Here is a 19,523-nt window from a genome sequence, read left to right on the forward strand (position 1 = left end):
GCCGAAATTAGGCAGAACAGGTGAAGCCGCCGATGGCCATAGGTAAACGGAGGGTGAACCCCTGCCGTCGACCCGGTTAGGTCACGGAATGCTCACGGTGAGGGCACGCGTCGGTTCCGACCGCCGGGTTGCGCGAACATTTATTCGCCGTTCGCCATCGCAGTCGTTACGACGTCACAGCGTTCGTTACACCGCACGGGAACCCGTGTGCGACGGACGCCGTCTCGTCCCACGAAAGCCGACGAAAGGCACGGGCATGGAACGGCGTACCTTCATATCTGGCGGGGCGGCCGCCCTCGCGGCGACCGCACTGACGGGGTGCAGCACCGGCGGCGCCACCGCGTCCCACACGACCGGCGCGCCGCTCGCGTCCACATCCTTTCGTACGGCGCTGAAGACCACCAGCGCAGCGGCCCCGGCCGGCTGGACCGCCCTCGCCCACACCCTGGACGGCACCCTGGTCCGCCCCGGCGACGCGAACTGGACGACGGCCCACCAGCTCTACAACACCCGCTTCGACGGACTGAAGCCGTCCGCGGTGGCGTACGTGGCCCACGCGGACGACATCCGCACCACACTGTCGTACGCCCAGGCCCACGGGCTGAAGATCTCGATCCGCAACGGCGGCCACTCCTACGCGGGCTACTCCTCGGGCGACGGCCGCCTGATCCTCGACGTCTCCAAGCTCAACCGCATCCGGGTCAGCGGCGGCACGGCGGTCGTCGGCGCCGGCTCCAAGCTGATCGACGTCTACCGCGGCCTCGCGGCCAAGGGCGTGACCATCCCGGCGGGCTCCTGCCCCACGGTCGGTGTCTCCGGCCTGGTCCTCGGCGGCGGCCACGGGGTGGCGTCCCGCGCGTACGGCCTGACCTGCGACAGCCTCACCCAGGCGACGCTGATCACGGCGGACGGCACGCAGGTGGTCGCCAACGCGAGCACCAACAAGGACCTCTTCTGGGCACTGCGCGGAGCCGGCAACGGCAACTTCGGCGTCGTGACCGAACTCCAGTTCAAGACCCACCCCACCCCGCAGGCCGTGACCGCGTACCTGACCTGGCCCTGGTCGAAGGCGGCCCAGGTCCTCAAGGCCTGGCAGGAGTGGGGCCCCTCCCAGCCGGACGAGATCTGGTCCTCCCTGCACCTGGAGAACTCGGGCAGCGGCCCGCGCGTCTCCGTCGCCTGCTTCTCGATGGGCACGTACGGCGAACTCCAGAACGCGGTGGACGCCCTCGCCCACAAGGCGGGCGCCAACGCCTCCTCCGTCTCGCTGCGCCGCCACGGCTACGAGGAGGCGATGGAGAGCTACGCCGGCTGCTCCTCCTTCGCCACCGAGCCCCAGTGCCACCTGCCCGGGTCCACGCCGGGCCGCTCCACGGCGGGCAAGCTGGGCCGGGAGACCTATGCGGCCCGCTCCGACTTCTTCGACCGCTCGCTCTCGGCGGCCGGCATCCAGACGGCCCTGCGGCAGATCGGCGCGGTGCGCGGCGGCGCGGGGAGCATCGCCTTCACGGCGCTCGGCGGCGCGGTGAACCGGGTCTCGCCGACGGCGACGGCGTTCGTGCACCGGCGGTCGCGGATGCTGGCGCAGTACATCGTGTCGTGGGGAGCGGGTGCCTCCGGCGGTACGGGCCAGACGTGGCTGAACGGGGCGCACACGGCGATGAAGCCGTACGCCTCCGGCGCGGCCTACCAGAACTACACGGACCCGACGCTCACGGACTGGAAGAAGGCGTACTTCGGCGACGCCGTGACGAAGCTGGGCAAGGTGAAGAAGCAGTACGACCCGAATCGGTTCTTCTCTTCTCCGCAGGGGTTGTAGGGAGTCGTTTCAGTGCGCGGGAGCGTGGGGGCTGATCACGCAGTTCCCCGCGTCCCGGCTACGCCGCCAGGTCCCGTTCCTCAGGGTCCATCGGCGTACGAGCTCCCGGCACCAACCCCACCGTCACCGACCGCCTCCGCACGATCCATCCCACCCTCGGCGACCCCTCCACCGCCTTCATCACCGGCGTCAGCACAGCCGTGGCCAGCGGGGAGAGGAGCAGGACGACCGCCGTGCCCAGCGCGAAGCCGCCCACCACGTCCGTCGGGTAGTGCACGCCCATGTACACCCGGCAGAACCCCTCCACCAGCGCCAGCCCGATGCCCACCAGCCCGAACCTGCGGTTCGCGATGAAGAGTCCGACGCCCAGGGCCATGGTGATCGTCGCGTGGTCGCTCACGAACGAGTAGTCGGTCTTGCCGGAGACCAGGACGTCGAGCCCCTGGTGGGTGAGGAACGGCCGGGGCCGCTCGACGAACCCACGGATGGGGATGTTCACGAGGACGGCGATCGCGGCGGCGAGCGGCGTCCACACCAGCGCGGCCGTCGTGGCCGCGGCGTCCTCGTCCCCTCGGCGCCGCACGGACCACCAGCACCACACCACCAGCAGCACCATCGCGACCAGCAGCCCGTACTCACCGACGAACTCCATGCCGCGGTCGAACCAGTGCGGTGCGTCCTTGGCCAGGCCGTTGATGTCGTAGAGCAGGTCGACGTCGGGGTTGGATCCGGATTCGGCGAGTACAGCCATCGTGCCTGCGGCCCCTTCGTCGTCGTCCCGGACGCACCTCGTGTGCGCCGCTCGCTGCCACCCCCGTGGTCGGCTTCGTCAACAGGAACGCACGGTCCCCATCACTACGTTCCAGGTTCCACCGAATGATCACGCAGACGTTATCGAAGAGAGACACAAAGCCCCAGCTCAGGGGGTGGGTTATACGCTCCGTTCACACCGAGGTGGGCAGCGCTTTCGCGCCATCCTCGGTGACCCGGGTGGCCCCGAAGTAGTCGGCGCTGTCGATGGGGTCGAACCGGATGACCGCCCCGGTGTACGGCGCGTCGATCATGTACCCGCCGCCGACATAGATCCCCACGTGGTGGATGGCGCGGGAGTTGGAGAGGTCGGTGGAGAAGAAGACGAGGTCTCCGGGGAGCAGTTCCTTGCGCGAGGGGTGCGGACCGGCGTTGTACTGATCGTTGGCGACGCGCGGCAGCGTGATCCCCACATGCGCGTACGCCGCCTTGGTCAGCCCCGAGCAGTCGAACCGGCCGCCCTCCTGAGCTGTGCCGTTACCGCCCCAGAGGTAGGGGGTGCCGAGCTTGGTCTGGGCGTACTCGATGGCGCCGGCGGCCTGCTTGGTCGGGGAGAGCCGGCTGACGGGCGCGGCGAAGCTGTCCTCGAGAGTGGTGATCGTCCTGACGTAGTTCTGGGTCTCCTTGTACGGCGGCACACCCTTGTACTTGATGACCGCGTACGCGCCCGCGTTGTAGGCGGCGAGCATGTTGTCGGAGATGTCGCCGGGAACGTCCTTGACGTACGAGGCGAGCTGGCAGTCGTAGGAGGCGGCCGACGGAATCGCGTCATTCGGGTCCCAGACGTCGCGGTCCCCGTCGCCGTCGCCGTCGATGCCGTGGGTGGCCCAGGTCCCCGGGATGAACTGAGCTATCCCCTGCGCGGCCGCCGCGCTCTGCGCCTTCGGGTTGAACCCGCTCTCCTGGTACAGCTGCGCGGCGAGCAGGGCGGGGTTGATGGCGGAGCAGAGATTGCCCCACTTCTGCACGAGTGTGGAGTAGGCGGCCGGCACGGCTCCCTTGGCCAGTGCCTTGCCGGCACCGCCGGCGCCGCCCAGCAGGTTCCCGGCGACGACGTACACCCCGACGACGAGCAGCATGACGAAGCTCAGCCCGAGCCCGACCGCCGCACCGCCGATCACCCATACTTTCCGCACGCCCCAACCCTCCCCCATGTCAGGGCTGTTCAACGCCATTTCGGCCGAGAGTGGCGCTATTTCACAGCAGGACGGCGCACATGACGCCGTCTCAACCGCGTACGGCGTCCTTGTACAGCTCGCCGGCCTCGCTCCCGAGCACGACACTGTAGGACGTGTCGGCGGTCGAACCGCCCTGCTCGTGGCCGCCCAGCACCCCGACCACCTGATGGTCCCCGTTCACCCAGGGGCTCCCGCTGGTGCCCCCCGTGAACTCGGGGCAGTCGATCCGCTGCTGAGTGGCGCTGTGGGCGACGGGCTTGTTGGTGCAACTGATGGGAACCTCACGGGAGTCGGGATACCCGGTGACGGTGACGGCGGTGGCCCCGGTGGCCACGCCACTGACGAACCGGTTGGCGCCGGTCACCTCCTCGACCCGCTTGCCGCCCAGTTCGTCCACGACGGCGAAGGCGACATCGCTGTCCTCGTCCTGCCCCTTCGCCCACCCGTCGGGCAGATACCGCCTCCCCACCTTCCACACCCCGTACGGCGCCTGCCCGTCCCGGTACCCCGGCACGAAGACGAGCCCCGTGGCGTCGTCCCCGTCGACGCAGTGCGCGGCGCTGACGATCAGGTCCCGCCGCGGGCTGTGCACGACGGAGGCGGTGCAGAAGTGGTGGCCGGCCAGGCTCCCGGCCTCGTCGGCGGTGAACAGCGCCCCGACCCGCGCGCTCTCCGCGGTCGGTCCGACCACCGCGGTCACCCCGAACGGGCCGGGCCCGTCATCGGCGGCCGCCACGGAGGCCGAGGTGGCGGCAAGCACGACCGCCACGCCGAGCGCGACACGGCGCGAGGCTGAAGAGATGCGTGAGGTGCGCTTCATCGGGCTCCACTGTGTCCCACAAAGGTGAGAAACGGTTCCCCACTTAACTGAGATTTCTCTGTGAACCGCGCTCACCTCACCCCGCTCAGAACGTCGTGGTCATCCCGCCGTCCACCGCGATCGTCTGGCCCGTGATGAAGGACGCCGCGTCGCTCGCCAGGAAGACGACGATGCCGGCGATCTCGGCGGGGCGGCCCCAGCGCCCCAGGGCCGTGCGGGTACGCAGCCATCGCGCCCACTCCGGGTCCTCGGCCGGCTCCGCGTTGACGTCCGTCGCGAACGTGCCCGGGGCCACCGAGTTCACCGTCGTGCCGCTGGGTCCGAGGTCGGCCGCCAGGGCCCGGGTCAGACCGTCCAGGCCCGCCTTCGCCGTGGCGTAGGCGACGTCCCCGGTGCGGCCCAACTGGCCGACGACCGACGAGACGTTGACGATGCGGCCCGGGGTGTCACGGGCCGCCAGGCCCCGGGCGACCGTCTGGCTCAGCGCGTACGCCGAGGTCAGGTGGACGTCGAGCAGCGCGGACAGCTCGTCCGGAGTCATCTCGTGGACCCCGCGCCGGTCGCGCTGGCCCACGTTGTTGACCAGGATGTCGATCGCGCCGAGGCCGGTCACCGCGGCCTCGGCGGCCTCCCGGTCGGTCACGTCGAACGCCGCGCCCACCACGTCGAGCCCCTCGTCGCGGAGCGCCCCGGCCGCCGCCTCCAGCGTCGCCGGGTCACGGCCGTTGAGGATCACCCGCGCGCCGGCGCCCGCCAGTCCCCGGGCCATCTCCAGGCCCAGTCCGCGCACGGAGCCGGTCACCAGGGCCGTACGCCCGTCGAGCGCGAAGTCCACGCCCCCGCTCATCCGGCCGCCTCTCGGAGAACCGTCGTATCCGCCGTACCGGCTCACCGTATCCGGCGGGCGCGGACGGCCCGACGGGCGTCCGGGTACTGGGAGACGGTGCACTGGACGGTGTACTGGACGGCGGTGTACCGGGGGGCGATGTACCCGGCGGCGGTCACACGGCCTCGACCCCGAGCGGCCATGTCACCCCCGTCATCTCCTCCGACAGCGTCCACAGCCTGCGGGCCGCCACCGGGTCGCTCGCCGCCGCGCTACGGCCCGCCAGCGCCGGCGCGCCCCGCATCTCGCCGAGGCCGCTCGGGCCGACGTAGCTGGCACCGGGCAGGTCCTGGGTCGCCGCGTACAACGTGGGGAGCGCGCCCCCGCGGTCGTCCTGGGCTACGAGCAGGTTGCCGAGGCGCATGCCGAGCCGGGCGAGCGGGTTGGCGGTGTGGCTCTGCAGGTTGGTGGCCGCGTAGCCGGGGTGGGCGGCCAGCGCGCGGACCGGGGAGCCGGCCTCCGTCAGACGGCGCTGGAGCTCCAGGGTGAACAGGAGGTTCGCCAGCTTGGACTGGGCGTAGGCGCGGCTCGGGTTGTAGGTGCCGCGCAGGTTGACGTCCTCGAAGTGGATCACGCCGTCGCCGCTGCGGTGCAGCCCGGAGGAGACCGTCACCACCCGGTCCTCGAGGTACGGCAGCAGCAGGTTCGTCAGCGCGAAGTGCCCCAGGTGGTTCGTGCCGAACTGCATCTCGAAGCCGTCCTTGGTGGACTGCTCCGGGAGCATCATCACGCCCGCGTTGTTGATCAGGAGGTCCAGCGGCCGGTCCCAGCCCGCCGCGAACTCCCGTACCGAGGCCAGGTCCGCCAGGTCCAGGCGGCGCACCTCCGTGCTGCCGTTCACCCGCGCGGCGGCCGCGCGCCCACGCTCCAGGTCCCGTACCGCGAACACCACGTGCGCGCCGGACCGGGCCAGCGCGTCCGCGGCGGTGAAGCCGATGCCGCTGTTGGCACCGGTGACCACGGCCGTACGGCCGGAGAGGTCGGGGAGACGGGACGCGTTCCATGTGCCAGTTTTCTCAGCCATGCCCGCCAATGTAGGCGCCGCCTACAATGATGTCAACGACAACAAAGATGGCACTGCCAACAAAGATGGCGACGCCAACATCCGGGTTACGATGGCGCCCATGCCGCAAAGCCGCCCCTACCACCACGGAGACCTGCGCGCCGCCCTGCTCGCCAGCGCCGAACGCACCCTGCGCGAGAAGGGGGCCGCCGCACTGTCCCTGCGCGAACTGGCCCGCGACATCGGGGTGAGCCACGCCGCCCCCGGCCGGCACTTCAAGGACAAGCAGGCCCTGCTGGACGCGCTCGCACTCAACGGGTACGACCGTCTCAACCGGGGCCTGGAGTCGGCGGACGATCCGGACGCCCCCCTCGAATCGCGCATCACCGCGCTCGCCCGGACGTATCTGACCTTCGCCGTCGAGAACCCCGAGCTGCTGGAGTTGATGTTCTCCCGCAAGCACGACCCGGACCTCTCCACGCCGTTGGCCGAGGCGGGCGACCGCTCCCTGGGCTCCTTCGTGCGGCTGCTCGCCGACGCCCAGCAGCGGGGCGAGATCGTCGACGGCGACCCGGAGCGCATCACGCTCGTCGCCGCGTCCGCCATCCACGGCCTGGCCGCCCTGGTCGCCAACTGCACACTCCCGGCGGACGAGGCGCTGGCCGGCCTGGACGAACACGTCCATCTCCTGCTGCACGGCCTGAAGCCCCGCTGACAGCTCGGTACGCCCCGATCAACGCGCATTGACCCACCGCCTCCGGCGCCCCCGGGTCAACCGAACCCCAACTTCCGGCCATCCGCGACCCAATGATCAGTAACCCCGGGCCGCCCTTCAGTAACGCGGAAGTCAGGATTCCGAAACCCGTCTTGTTGTCGCGTACCCAACAACGCGATGGTCGTCGCGGGCCGCCGCCCCCACCGGCAACCACACCGGTGGCCCCCACCCGCAGGCCTCTCTCCCCCTCATCCAGGAGGCTGTACGTTGCGCACGACCACCCCCAGCACCCCCCACATACGCGGCAGATGGCGCCGCGTCGGCTCGGCAGCCGCGGCCACCGCCGCCCTGCTCGTCGCCGGCCTTGGCACCGCGGCGCACGCCACCGCGGCCACCGCCACCACGACCCACAAGGTCAGCGCCAAGGCCATCGCCGCCCAGGTCGCCAAGGCCCATGTCCGGTACGAGAAGGCCGGCTGCGGCGCCACCCCGAAGAAGGGCTTCGCCGCGTGCGACGCCCTGCGGGTCACCGGCGGCACCACCGCCTTCATGGAGAAGCAGGCCGCGCTCAAGGGCGTGACACCGAAGACCGTCAAGCCGGACGCCGCCTCCGACTCCCCCACCGGGTACGGCCCTTCGGACCTCCAGTCGGCCTACGGCCTGACCTCCGCCGCCGCCTCGAACGGCTCGGGCGAGACCGTCGCCATCGTCGACGCGTACGACGACCCGAACGCCGAGGAGGACCTGGCCACCTACCGGTCCTACTACGGCCTGTCGGACTGCACCACCGACAACGGCTGCTTCAAGAAGGTCAGCCAGACGGGCTCCACGACCTCGCTCCCCTCCGCCGACAGCGGCTGGGCCGGTGAGGAGTCCCTCGACCTGGACATGGTCAGCGCGACCTGCCCGAACTGCAACATCCTGCTCGTCGAGGCCAAGTCCGCCTCCGACGCCAACCTGGGCACCGCGGTGAACGAGGCCGTCAAGCTGGGCGCCAAGTTCGTCTCCAACAGCTACGGCGGCGCCGAGTCGTCGTCGGACACGTCGTACGACACCTCGTACTACAAGCACGCGGGCGTGGCCATCACCGCGAGCGCCGGTGACGAGGGCTACGGCGCCGAGTACCCGGCCGGCTCCCGCTACGTGACCGCCGTCGGCGGCACCGCCCTCAAGACCTCCTCCACCAGCCGCGGCTGGACCGAGAGCGTCTGGAAGACCAGCTCCACCGAGGGCACCGGCTCCGGCTGCTCCGCCTACGACGCCAAGCCCACCTGGCAGACCGACACCGGCTGCACCAAGCGCATGATCGCCGACGTCTCCGCGGTCGCCGACCCGGCCACCGGTGTCTCCGTCTACGACTCCTACGGCGCCGACGGCACCGGCTGGAACACCTACGGCGGCACCAGCGCCTCCTCGCCGATCATCGCCTCGGTCTACGCCCTGGCCGGTACGCCGGGCAGCAGCGACTACCCGGCCCAGTACCCGTACGCGGCGGCCGGCACCTCCGCCCTGAACGACGTGACGAGTGGATCCAACGGCTCGTGCTCCACGTCGTACTTCTGCACCGCCAAGTCGGGCTACGACGGCCCGACCGGCTGGGGCACTCCGGAAGGGACCGACGCCTTCACCGGCTAGGCCCCGGCACGACCTCCCCGTCGGGTCACGGGGAGCCGCCACCGTGAGGGGGACGTGGGGTCCCCTCGGCGGCACAGAAAGGGAAACGGGTCACGGCAGCCGGCCGTGACCCGTTTTTCGCACCTCAGGCACCTTGGCAACGCCCGTGAACATCCTGTGAGTTGAGTCAATCACCCGTCACCCGCAGGACAACGGGCGGCCATCGACGGGTCACGCGAAGGCCCCGTTCGGCAATGCGGAAGTCATGATTCCTGAACCCTCTTGTTGTCGCGTACTCAACAAAGGATTCTCTTCGCGGGCCGCCGCCCGACCGCCGGGGAACCCGAACCGCCGGTCTTCCGCACCACCACGCAAGAGGTCACACCCCACGCAACAGGCCACACCACCACGCAAGAGGTCTCACCAGATCGCACCCGCACCGCCCCTGTTCCAACCCCCCGTACCGGAACTCAGGAGGCTGCACGCATGCGTTCCACTCCCCCCAACAGACCCTCCATACGCGGTAACTGGCGCCGACTCGGCACCGCGGCAGCGGCCACGGCCGCACTGCTGCTCACCGGATTCGGCACCGCCGTCCAGGCCGACGCGGCACCTTCCGTCTCCTCCGCCAAGGTGACCTACACGGCGACCCCCTGTGCCACCCCCAAGCACACGGGCGAACTCGCCTGCAACTCCTACCGCGTCACCGGCGGCCTCACCGCCGCCCAGAAGCAGCAGGCCGCGAAGACCGGCATCACCCCCAAGGCCGCCGACGCCACCACCCCCTCCGGCTACAGCCCGACCAACCTCCGGGCGGCCTACGGCCTGACCTCCGCAGCCGCCTCCAACGGCTCGGGCGAGACCATCGCGATCGTCGACGCGTACAACGACCCCAACGCCGAGACCGACCTCGCGACCTACCGCTCGTACTACGGCCTCTCCGCCTGCACGACGGCCAACGGCTGCTTCAAGAAGGTCAGCCAGACCGGCTCCACCACCTCGCTGCCCTCGTCCGACGCCGGCTGGTCCGAGGAGATCTCCCTCGACCTCGACATGGCCTCCGCGATCTGCCCGAACTGCAACATCCTGCTCGTCGAGGCGACCAGCGCCACCATGGCCAACCTGGGCACCGCCGTGAACGAGGCCGTCACCCTGGGCGCCAAGTTCGTCTCCAACAGCTACGGCGGCAGCGAGTCCTCGTCCGACACCTCGTACGACTCCTCGTACTTCAACCACACCGGTGTCGCCATCACCGTCTCCGCCGGTGACAGCGGCTACGGCGCCGAGTACCCGGCCGCCTCCAAGTACGTCACCTCGGTCGGCGGCACCAAGCTCTCCACCTCCTCCACCACCCGCGGCTGGACCGAGACGGTGTGGAAGACGTCGAGCACCGAAGGCACCGGCTCCGGCTGCTCCTCCTACGACGCCAAGCCCACCTGGCAGACCGACACCACCTGCACCAAGCGCATGATCTCGGACGTCTCCGCGGTGGCCGACCCGGCGACCGGCGTCTCCGTCTACGACTCCTACGGCGTCACCGCCGGCTGGTACACCTTCGGCGGCACCAGCGTCTCCGCGCCGATCATCGCCGGCGTCTACGCCCTCGCCGGCACCCCGTCCAGCGGCTCCTACCCGGCCAAGTTCCCCTACAACTACGCCGGCACCTCGTACCTCAACGACGTGACCAGCGGCAACAACGGCACCTGCACCACCTCGTACTACTGCACCGCCACGACCGGCTACGACGGTCCGACCGGCTGGGGCACCCCGGAGGGCACCACGGCCTTCGCCGGCTGACACGACCTCAGGAAGCCAGTGGGCCCCGGCCGGTGCCGGGGCCCACTGGCCATTTCCCCATGACTACCGTGAGAACATCGTCTCGACCCCTCACCCGACCGGCCGACATCAAACGTGCCAGGTCATAGAGGGGGTCAACGACGGAACCACACGACAGGTTCCGCTCAGGCCTCATTGCCCGGCGTGACCTGCCGTGATACACAGAGTGACCGTACGAGCCTTTCGTACGAATCCCGCCAATCGATGACGTCAAGTCGACATACTCCGGCGACGTTTTCGGCGAGAATGATGCGTGACCTCTGCACCCGGCAGGGGCGAACGGAACTACCCACCAGGGGCGGTGACTTACGTGTTCTATGCGGCCGACAAGGGAGACATCAACACCATCATCGGCGGGATCGCTCCGGACTGGGGCCCCTTCGGCAGCCTGGGCAACGAGGCGAAGACGATGATCCAGGTGGTCATGGCCGTCGCCATCCTGCTCTGCCTCGGCATCGCCGTCTGGGGTGCCGCCAAACAGCGCATCGGCGCCACGGCCCTCCGCGACACCTTCAGTGCCGAACAGGGCAAGGGCCTCATCATCGCCGGACTGACCGGAGTCTTCATCATCGGCTCACTCGGCACCCTGTTCACAATCGTGTACGGCATGGCCGTCTAGCCAATCTGCACCTCCCTTTCCCCCGCTCCGAGGTTGCGTTTCCCTGATGTCGAGTCACCACACCGCGCCCGCGCGGGAACCAGCACGGCTACCGTCGTACTGCTACGCGTTCCGGTACGACGTGGAGGGGGAGTACGCGGCATGAGCCTCGGAGACGAGCCCGGCTACCCGGATACGGGTCACACCCGCACCCGCCTGCCCGAGAGCGACCCGTACGGCGGCGCGTCCCGCCGCGGCGGCCGCTCCTCCTCCAGAAGCCTGGTCACCGTCGTCGGCGTGGTCGTCCTCCTCATCGCAGCGATCGCCTTCGCGAACAGGGGCGGAGGCGACAACTCGCCGAACGGCACCAACACCGGCACCGGCACCGGCACCAACGGCACCGCGAACCAGCCGGCGACATCATCGACGGCGGCGAGCGGCACAAAGCCGGTGGAGACAAAGAGCGGTGAGGGAATCCCAACCGGGTTCGCACACACCTCACAGGGGGCGCAGAGCGCGGCGGCGAACTACGCGACGGTGCTCGGCTCCGACAGCATGTTCAACACGGCCAAGCGGCATGCGATCGTGCAGACCATCGCCGACCCCTCCACCATGAACACGCAGCAGTCGGGATTCGACTCCGACTACTCCGCCGACTTCCTCAAAAAGGCCGGCCTCACCGCCGACGGCACCGCGCCCTCCGGCAGCACGTTCGTCAGCCGCACGCTGCCGGTCGGCACCGAGGCCACGTCGTACAGCGACAGCGCGGCCACCGTCGAGGTCTGGTGCAACGGTCTGTTCGGCATCGCGGGCACCGGCTCGACCAGCCCGGTGACCAGCAACTGGTTCACCGTCACCATGAAGCTCAACTGGAGCGGTGGGGACTGGAAGGTCCTGGAATCCAGCCAGAAGACCGGCCCGACCCCGGTCACCGGCGACAACCCGGTGTCCGGGTCCGACGAGATCAGCAAGGCGGTCCAGGAGTTCGGAGGGTTCACCTATGCCCGCTAGCCAGCACCGCGCGCTCAAACTCACCGCCCTGGTGGCCTCCGTGCAGGCCTCCGTCGTCCTCTTGGCCACACGCGCCTTCGCGGACCCCTCACCGGGCGCCTCGCCTTCCGCGAGCCCCTCTCCCACGGAGAGCGGCGGCAACTGCGCGGGAATGACCGGTCCGTCCCTGCAACTCTGCGAAAGCGGCTCCGGCGGCAGCACCGGTGGCTCCACCACCGACCCCCTCACCTCCACCCTCGACCCCCTCTCCTCGCTCGCCCAGGGCTGTGCCAAGGCCGCCTCCTGGACCGTGGACAAGCTCAGCGACGCCGTGCAGGAGACCGCCAACGTCGACTTCACCAACGAGAAGTTCCTCCAGCAGTACGCCGTCGTCTTCGCCGCGTCGACGATCCTCACGCTCCTGCTCTGGCTCCTGGCCGTCGCCAAGCGCGCGGTGCGAGGCGTCCCCCTCAGCACCGCCATCTCCGAAGCCATCGGCTTCCTCTGGCTGACGGTGCTGGCGTCCGCCTTCACGCCCCTCATCCTCTACACCGTCGTGTCGGCCACCGACGGCGTCACCGACGTCCTCGCCAAGACCACCGGCAACCAGACGGACACGTTCTTCGGCACCTTCTCCGGCGCCCTCGGCAAGGGCGACGACATCGGCGGCGGCCCGATCATGCTGATCGTCGTCTCCCTCGTCAGCATCCTCGCCGCCGGCGTCCTCTGGCTGGAGCTCGTCATCCGGGCCGCCCTGCTCTACGTCGGCGCCCTCCTCGGCACCGTCGTCTACGCCGGCCTCGTCGACAAGAACCTGTGGGGCCACGTCCGCCGCTGGGCCGGCATCATGATCGCCGTCATCCTCGTCAAGCCGGTCATCGTGATAGTGCTCGGCCTCGCCGGCGCCCTGTCCTCCGACGGCGGCCCCGACGCCTTCTCCGCCGTCGTCTCCGGCCTCGCCATCATCCTGCTCGCCATCTTCGCCAGTGCGATGATCTACCGCTTCGTCCCCGGCTTCGGCGACGAGATCGCGGCCGGCCGCAACAACCGCATCATGCAGGGCGCCGAAGGCAAGGCCGCCGCCGTCATCAGCAGCCCCGCCAACCTCGTCGCCCAGGGCATCAGAACGCACAGCGCCCGCGCCGACAACAACGGCGGCGGAGGCGGGGGCGGCGGTTCCGCCCCCTCCGGTGCCCGCCCGTCCAACCCGGCCTCGGGCGGCGTCGCCGCGCACAGCACGCGCACCCCGAACAGTGGGGGCGGCGGATCTGTCCCCTCCGCCGCACCCGCACCCCGCGCGCCCAGCCCGCTGAACACCCCGCACGCCGGCAACACCCGCAACAACAGCTCGGGAGGTGAAGGGCGTTGACGACCGAGTCCCATCTGTCCCATCCGGTCACGCCCCGCCGTACGTATCTGATCGGCCGCGCCCGGCCGAACGCGATCGTCGGCCGGAACCGTGAATCCGGCGAGATCGTGCTGATCATCGCGGGCGCGTTCCTCGGCATGATGTGCGGGCTCCTCGTCCCGGTCCTCTCCCTGCGGATCGTGCTCCTCATGGGCTTCCCGCTGCTCGCACTGGCGGCGGTCTACGTGCCGTACAAGCGCCGTACGTTCTACAAGTGGTTCGAGATCAACCGCAGTTTCAAGCGCACCCTGCGCCAGGGCACGGTCTACCGTTCCACGGCCGCCGAGGCCGGCACCCGGATCGACGGCCGCGAGGTCGAGGTCGGCCCGCCGCCCGGCATCGGCCGGATCAGCTGGCTCGCCGCCCCGTTCGGTCCCGACGAGATCGCCGTCCTCCTCCACGCCGACCGCAAGACGGTCACCGCCGCGATCGAGATCGAGGGCCCGGGCGTCGGCCTGCGCGACTCCGAGGACCAGGAAGCCCTCGTCGACCGCTTCGGCACCCTCCTCAAGCACGTGGCCAACGGCGACGGCTTCGTCACCCGCCTCCAGATGCTCGCCCGCACCCTCCCCGCCGACCCCGACGCCCACGCCAAGGACGTCGCCCAGCGCGGCGACGAGAAGGCCCCGGACTGGCTGTCCCACTCCTACGACCAGCTCCAGTCCATGGTCTCCACCAGCAGCGAGCAGCACCGCGCGTACCTCGTCGCCTGTATGCACTACTCCCGCGAACTGGCCGCCGAGGCCCAGGCGATGGCCCGCGCGGCCCGCCCCCAGGGCGGCCGCAAGCTGGACCGCGACGCCGGTCTCGCGGTCGTCATGGCCCGCGAGCTCACCGACATCTGCTCCCGCCTCCAGGAGGCGGACATCCGCGTCCGCCAGCCCCTCGGCCAGGGCCGCCTCTCCTCCCTCATCCACTCCATGTACGACCCGGACCACCCCATCGACCACATCCAGGCGATGACCCAGCGCAACGCCTGGCCGGCCGAACTGGACGCCATGGAGCCGACGTTCCTCCAGGCCAAGACCCGCGAGTCCAGCACCCGCGCGCCCTGGTGCCACGCCACGGCCTGGGTGAAGGAGTGGCCGATGACCCCCGTCGGCGTCAACTTCCTGGCCCCGCTCCTGGTCCACACTCCCGACGTCATCCGTACGGTGGCGGTCACCATGGACCTCGAACCCACCGAGGTCGCCATCGAACGCATGCTCACGGAGAAGACCAACGACGACGCGGAGGCGTCCCGCGCCGCCAAGATGAACCGGACCGTCGACCCCCGCGACATCGCCGCCCACAACCGCCTCGACCAGCGCGGCGAGGACCTGGCCAGCGGCGCGGCCGGCGTCAACCTGGTCGGCTACATCACGGTCTCCTCCCGTAACCCGGAGGCCCTCAACCGCGACAAGCGCACGATAAGGGCGTCCGCCGGAAAGTCGTACCTGAAGCTGGAGTGGTGCGACCGCGAGCACCACCGCGCCTTCGTGAACACACTGCCCTTCGCCACCGGAATCCGAAGGTAGAGGCTGATGCGCTGATGAGGGACCCGCTGTCCGTCCTCACCGAAGCCTTCACGTCCTTCCTCTTCGGGAAGGTCGAGACGACCCGCTCCCCGGTCCGCACCTCCACCGGCCAGGCCCAGGCGGTCTACCTCCCCACGGCCGCCCCCGGCCTGGGCGACTCGGGCGTGATCATCGGCCGTGAGGTGTACTCCGGCAAGGGCTACATCTACGACCCGTTCCAGCTCTACGGCCAACAGCTCCCGGCCCCGCACTGGCTGGTCCTCGGCGAGTCCGGCAACGGCAAGTCGGCCCTGGAGAAGACCTACGTCCTACGGCAGCTGCGCTTCCGCGACCGCCAGGTCGTCGTCCTGGACGCCCAGGGCGAGGACGGCGTCGGCGAGTGGAACCTCATCGCGGAAGAGCTGGGGATAACACCCATCCGGCTCGACCCGACGGCGGCCCTGAACCACGGCATCCGCCTGAACCCCCTGGACCCGTCGATCACGACAACGGGCCAGCTGGCGCTGCTCCGCACCATCATCGAAGTGGCGATGGGCCACGGCCTCGACGAACGCTCGGGCTTCGCCCTGAAGGTCGCGCACTCCTATGTCAACGAGACGATCCTGGACCGTCAGCCGGTCCTGACGGACATCGTCGAACAGCTACGGCACCCCGAGCCGGAGTCCGCGGAGTCGATGAACGTCGCCATAGACGACGTACGCGCCTGGGGCCTGGACGTGGCCCTGGTCCTGGACCGCCTGGTCGACGGTGACCTGAGGGGCATGTTCGACGGCCCGACCACGGTCGGCATCGACCTCGACGCCCCCCTCATCGTCTTCGACCTCTCCCACATCGACCGCAACTCCATCGCCATGCCCATCCTGATGGCGATCGTCGGCGTGTGGCTGGAGCACACCTGGATCCGCCCCGACCGCAAGAAGCGCATCTTCCTGGTCGAGGAAGCCTGGCACATCATCAACAGCCCCTTCGTGGCCCAGCTCTTCCAGCGCCTGCTGAAGTTCGGCCGCCGGCTCGGCCTCTCCTTCGTCGCGGTCGTCCACCACCTCTCCGACGTGGTCGACGGCGCGGCGGCGAAGGAGGCGGCGGCGATCCTGAAGATGGCGTCGACACGGACGATCTACGCCCAGAAGGCGGACGAGGCCCGCGCCACCGGCCGGGTGCTGGGCCTCCCACGCTGGGCAGTGGAGATCATCCCCACTCTCACCCCCGGCATCGCCGTCTGGGACGTCAACGGCAACGTCCAGGTCGTCAAACACCTGATCACCGAGACGGAACGCCCGCTCGTCTTCACCGACCGCGCGATGACCGAGTCGTCCGCCGACCATCTCGCCGCCGCCGACGACGCCCTGCGCGCCGCCGAACTGGAGGCGGAACAGCGGGCGGCGGCCTTCGTCGAACAGCACCTCGGCGACTCGGAATCGACGGTGGCGTAGGGAGGACCCGATCGTGAGACCGGACCCCCGGCAGGAGCGCGAACAGGCGAGCGGCGGCGGCATCCCCGACGGCCTGCTGATCGGCATACTCGCGTTCCTGCTCGGCATCACGGTCATGGTGTGGACGGCGACCGGCCTGGCGGCCTGGTTCTCGCACGGCACCTGGCCGTCGACCGTCAACCTGGCCCACACCCCGCCCGCGATGCGCCACCTCATCGGCGAACCGCACGACATCACCGGCGCCTGGCCGGACACACCGCCGGCCCAGCTGTCCGGGTGGGGCCTGTTCTGGGGCCTGTTCATCGGCCAGCTGATGATCCTGCTGGTCCTGACGGTGTTCGTGATGGGGACGGTGGCGAGATGGCGCGCGGGAAGAAGAAGACGGACGGCGGAAAAGCACACGCCTGCGACGACGCCGGGCCCGGAACCACGCACGGAACCGGACCCGAGGCAGACACCGACCGCCCAGAAGACGATCGTCCACGAGACGATCGCCCCGGAGACGGCGGCCCTGGAGACGATCGCCTTTGAGCCAACGGCCCCCGCCGGCTTCTACGCTCACCCCGCTGCCAACGGCGACCAGGTGGGCGGGTGGACGAAAATCCACATCGCACCCAAGGACACCCGCCACACCACCGCGGCCCAGGCCATCCGCGACGCGGCCGGCCCCTCCCTGGTCGTCACCTCGAACCCGGCCCTCTGGTCCGACACCAAGGACGCCCGGGCCAAACTCGGCCCGGTCCTCCTCTACGACCCGAACCACCTCTGCGACACCCCGGCCCGCTTCCACTGGTCTCCCACGGCCGACTGCGAGGACAAGCAGACCGCCGTCCTGCGCGCCCAGGCAATCCTCACCCCCGTGAAACCCACCGCCAAGATCGACCAGGCGGTCACCGACACGGCCGAAACGCTCCTGCGCAGCTACCTGCACGCCGCCGCCCTGGAGCACCGCGCGATCCGCCACGTGCACCGCTGGGCACAGGGCACCGGCGTCCAGGACGCCGTACGCACGCTCCGCACCCATCCGAAGGCGGCCCCCGGCGCGGCCGGCGAACTCGAAGCCGCGCTCACCTCCCATCCCGAACGCAGGGACATCGCCCAGGAGCTGACGGCCCGGGCACTCGCCGCCCTCTTCACCGTCAACATCCGCGAGGCGTGCACACCCAACCGATCCGACGCCCTCGCCCTGGATTCCTTCGTCGCCGAAGGGGGCACGCTTTATGTGGTCGGTGAATCCATCGAGGACCCCAGGACCAACCCCGGCGCGATGCCCCTCCTGACGGCCCTCGCCTCCAGCGTGGTCGAGCGCGGCCGGCGCATGGCCGAACGGTCATCCTCCGGTCGGCTCGACCCACCACTGACCCTGGTCCTGGACGACGTCGCGGCCGTGGCCCCGCTCCCCCAGCTCCCCGACCTGCTCGCCGCCGGCGTCGACCAGGGCCTGCCGACCCTCGCCCTGCTGCGCTCCCACGAACAGGCCCGCTCCCGCTGGCCTCACCGGGAACTGCCCGTCTAGGCGCGGGCCCGGGACGGCCACTCCAGAACGAACTCCACCTCGTTCTCCGCCTCGTCCTTGACGAACGGCACGAGTACCCCGCTCGGCACGAACCCCGCCTTGCGGTAGGCCGCTTGGGCCCGCGCGTTCGTCTCGTGCACCAGCAGCCGGACCCGCTCGGCACCCTGTTCCCGCGCCCATGCCACACCGGCGTCGAACAGTGCCTTGAGCAGCCCGCTCCCACGGTGCTCGGGCCGCACGAACACCCCGACCACATGCCCTTGCCGCCGCTCGACCGGAACTCCGGCCCAGTCCGTCGACCCGGCCTCCTCGACGAGCACGGTCACGCTCCCGGCCCACACCCCGTCCGCCGCCTCGGCGATGAACTGCCGCGCACCGCTCGGCTCCTGGGCGGACCGGGCGGCCCGCTCCTGATAGAAGGAGTCCGGCCGGGAAGCGGCGTCCTCATAGCTCTCCAGGAAGGCGATATCCGCCACCGGGTCCCGCAACGCGACAAGACGCAACCGCTTCACGGCCTCCCACTCCTCGGCCCGTATCGCCCGAACAACGTAATCACCGCTGGTCATCGCACTCATACGGCCACGGTAGCCGCCACCCACCGCCCCGCTCACCTCGTTTACGACGCTCACACAAGGCCCGCTGTCAGTGCCCCCGCCTACTGTGGACGCCATGACGACTCTGCCGAACCGCCCGAACACCGCCCTGCTGGTCGTGGATGTGCAGAACGGAGTGGTGGACAGCTCCCACAACCGCGACGAGGTCATCGCCAACATCAACACCCTCATCACCAAGGCCCGTTCCGAGGCGGTCCCGGTGATCTGGATCCAGCACTCCAGCGACGAGCTGAAGCCGGACAGCGCCCCTTGGCAGTACGTCCCGGAGCTCACCCGCGAGGAGGCCACCGAGCCCCTCATCCACAAGCGCTACGGTGACTCCTTCGAGGACACCGAGCTGGAGTCCGTCCTGGCCGAACACGGCGTGGGCCGCGTGGTCGTCACGGGCGCCCAGACCGACGCCTGCGTCCGCTCCACCCTGCACGGCGCGATGGTCCGCGGTTACGACGCGACTCTGGTCGGCGACGCCCACACCACCGAGGACCTCACCGCGTACGGTGCGCCGGCCCCGGAGCAGGTCATCTCGCACACGAACCTCTACTGGCAGTGGCAGGAGGCCCCCGGCCGAAAGGGCGGCACGGTCGACACGGCGGACGTGACGTTCTAGCCACAGACGCAGCCGCGAAAAGACCCGTAAATGCAGAAAGGCCCACGCCATACGGCGTGGGCCTTTCCCAAAATTTGTTCGGCGGTGTCCTACTCTCCCACAGGGTCCCCCCTGCAGTACCATCGGCGCTGTAAGGCTTAGCTTCCGGGTTCGGAATGT

Annotated in this window: 17 protein-coding genes and 1 rRNA gene; 11 read left to right on the top strand and 7 right to left on the bottom strand. The window is 69.9% G+C overall.

The window, feature by feature from the left end:
* Positions 1-256: 256 nt before the first annotated feature.
* Complete coding sequence (locus ACZ5K7_RS11320) at positions 257-1,819, top strand: FAD-binding oxidoreductase (RefSeq protein WP_468912571.1); 1,563 nt, start codon at positions 257-259, stop codon at positions 1,817-1,819.
* 58 nt (positions 1,820-1,877) lie between these two features.
* Here ACZ5K7_RS11320 and ACZ5K7_RS11325 read toward each other — a convergent pair whose 3' ends face one another.
* From ACZ5K7_RS11325 to ACZ5K7_RS11345, 5 genes are all read right to left on the bottom strand, one after another.
* Positions 1,878-2,570: a phosphatase PAP2 family protein gene (locus tag ACZ5K7_RS11325; RefSeq protein WP_468912572.1), complete on the bottom strand. Its 693-nt coding sequence runs from the start codon at positions 2,568-2,570 to the stop codon at positions 1,878-1,880.
* Positions 2,571-2,763: 193 nt separating this feature from the next.
* Entirely contained in the window at positions 2,764-3,783 is a 1,020-nt protein-coding gene (locus ACZ5K7_RS11330; protein ID WP_351709196.1) for a C40 family peptidase, read from the bottom strand.
* 73 nt (positions 3,784-3,856) lie between these two features.
* Entirely contained in the window at positions 3,857-4,627 is a 771-nt protein-coding gene (locus ACZ5K7_RS11335; RefSeq protein ID WP_351708816.1) for a trypsin-like serine peptidase, read from the bottom strand.
* Positions 4,628-4,712: 85 nt separating this feature from the next.
* Positions 4,713-5,474: an SDR family oxidoreductase gene (locus tag ACZ5K7_RS11340; RefSeq protein WP_468912575.1), complete on the bottom strand. Its 762-nt coding sequence runs from the start codon at positions 5,472-5,474 to the stop codon at positions 4,713-4,715.
* A gap of 154 nt (positions 5,475-5,628) precedes the next feature.
* A complete protein-coding gene (locus tag ACZ5K7_RS11345) occupies positions 5,629-6,537 on the bottom strand; it encodes an oxidoreductase (protein ID WP_351708807.1) in 909 nt (302 codons plus the stop codon).
* A 91-nt stretch (positions 6,538-6,628) separates the two neighbouring features.
* Here ACZ5K7_RS11345 and ACZ5K7_RS11350 point away from each other — a divergent pair, with 91 nt between their 5' ends.
* From ACZ5K7_RS11350 to ACZ5K7_RS11390, 9 genes are all read left to right on the top strand, one after another.
* Entirely contained in the window at positions 6,629-7,231 is a 603-nt protein-coding gene (locus ACZ5K7_RS11350; protein WP_351708804.1) for a TetR/AcrR family transcriptional regulator, read from the top strand.
* Positions 7,232-7,498: 267 nt separating this feature from the next.
* Complete coding sequence (locus tag ACZ5K7_RS11355) at positions 7,499-8,866, top strand: S53 family peptidase (RefSeq protein WP_468912576.1); 1,368 nt, start codon at positions 7,499-7,501, stop codon at positions 8,864-8,866.
* Between the two features lie 465 nt (positions 8,867-9,331).
* On the top strand, positions 9,332-10,642 hold the full coding sequence (locus tag ACZ5K7_RS11360; RefSeq protein WP_351708798.1) for a S53 family peptidase: 1,311 nt from the start codon (positions 9,332-9,334) through the stop codon (positions 10,640-10,642).
* Positions 10,643-10,991: 349 nt separating this feature from the next.
* Positions 10,992-11,300: a hypothetical protein gene (locus ACZ5K7_RS11365; protein WP_351328461.1), complete on the top strand. Its 309-nt coding sequence runs from the start codon at positions 10,992-10,994 to the stop codon at positions 11,298-11,300.
* Between the two features lie 141 nt (positions 11,301-11,441).
* The gene (locus ACZ5K7_RS11370) at positions 11,442-12,290 is read left to right on the top strand and encodes a DUF8175 domain-containg protein (RefSeq protein WP_468912579.1); all 849 of its coding nucleotides are present in this window, start codon (positions 11,442-11,444) and stop codon (positions 12,288-12,290) included.
* Complete coding sequence (locus tag ACZ5K7_RS11375) at positions 12,280-13,638, top strand: hypothetical protein (protein ID WP_468912580.1); 1,359 nt, start codon at positions 12,280-12,282, stop codon at positions 13,636-13,638. Before ACZ5K7_RS11370 ends, ACZ5K7_RS11375 begins: the two co-directional genes overlap by 11 nt.
* On the top strand, positions 13,635-15,194 hold the full coding sequence (locus ACZ5K7_RS11380) for an SCO6880 family protein (RefSeq protein WP_351708789.1): 1,560 nt from the start codon (positions 13,635-13,637) through the stop codon (positions 15,192-15,194). Before ACZ5K7_RS11375 ends, ACZ5K7_RS11380 begins: the two co-directional genes overlap by 4 nt.
* 14 nt (positions 15,195-15,208) lie before the next feature.
* Entirely contained in the window at positions 15,209-16,627 is a 1,419-nt protein-coding gene (locus ACZ5K7_RS11385) for an ATP-binding protein (protein WP_351708786.1), read from the top strand.
* A gap of 13 nt (positions 16,628-16,640) precedes the next feature.
* Complete coding sequence (locus ACZ5K7_RS11390) at positions 16,641-18,143, top strand: P-loop NTPase family protein (RefSeq protein ID WP_468912583.1); 1,503 nt, start codon at positions 16,641-16,643, stop codon at positions 18,141-18,143.
* Here the strand turns inward: ACZ5K7_RS11390 and ACZ5K7_RS11395 are convergent.
* The gene (locus ACZ5K7_RS11395; RefSeq protein WP_351709194.1) at positions 18,140-18,709 is read right to left on the bottom strand and encodes a GNAT family N-acetyltransferase; all 570 of its coding nucleotides are present in this window, start codon (positions 18,707-18,709) and stop codon (positions 18,140-18,142) included. The two genes, ACZ5K7_RS11390 and ACZ5K7_RS11395, sit on opposite strands and share 4 nt — an antisense overlap.
* A gap of 103 nt (positions 18,710-18,812) precedes the next feature.
* On the opposite strand from ACZ5K7_RS11395, the gene ACZ5K7_RS11400 reads away from it, so the two are divergent.
* On the top strand, positions 18,813-19,364 hold the full coding sequence (locus ACZ5K7_RS11400) for an isochorismatase family protein (RefSeq protein WP_468912585.1): 552 nt from the start codon (positions 18,813-18,815) through the stop codon (positions 19,362-19,364).
* Positions 19,365-19,440: 76 nt separating this feature from the next.
* Here the strand turns inward: ACZ5K7_RS11400 and rrf are convergent.
* Positions 19,441-19,523: ribosomal RNA gene (rrf, locus tag ACZ5K7_RS11405) — 5S ribosomal RNA — on the bottom strand; the annotation flags it as partial.

This window comes from Streptomyces sp. NPDC031497 (assembly GCF_055580905.1).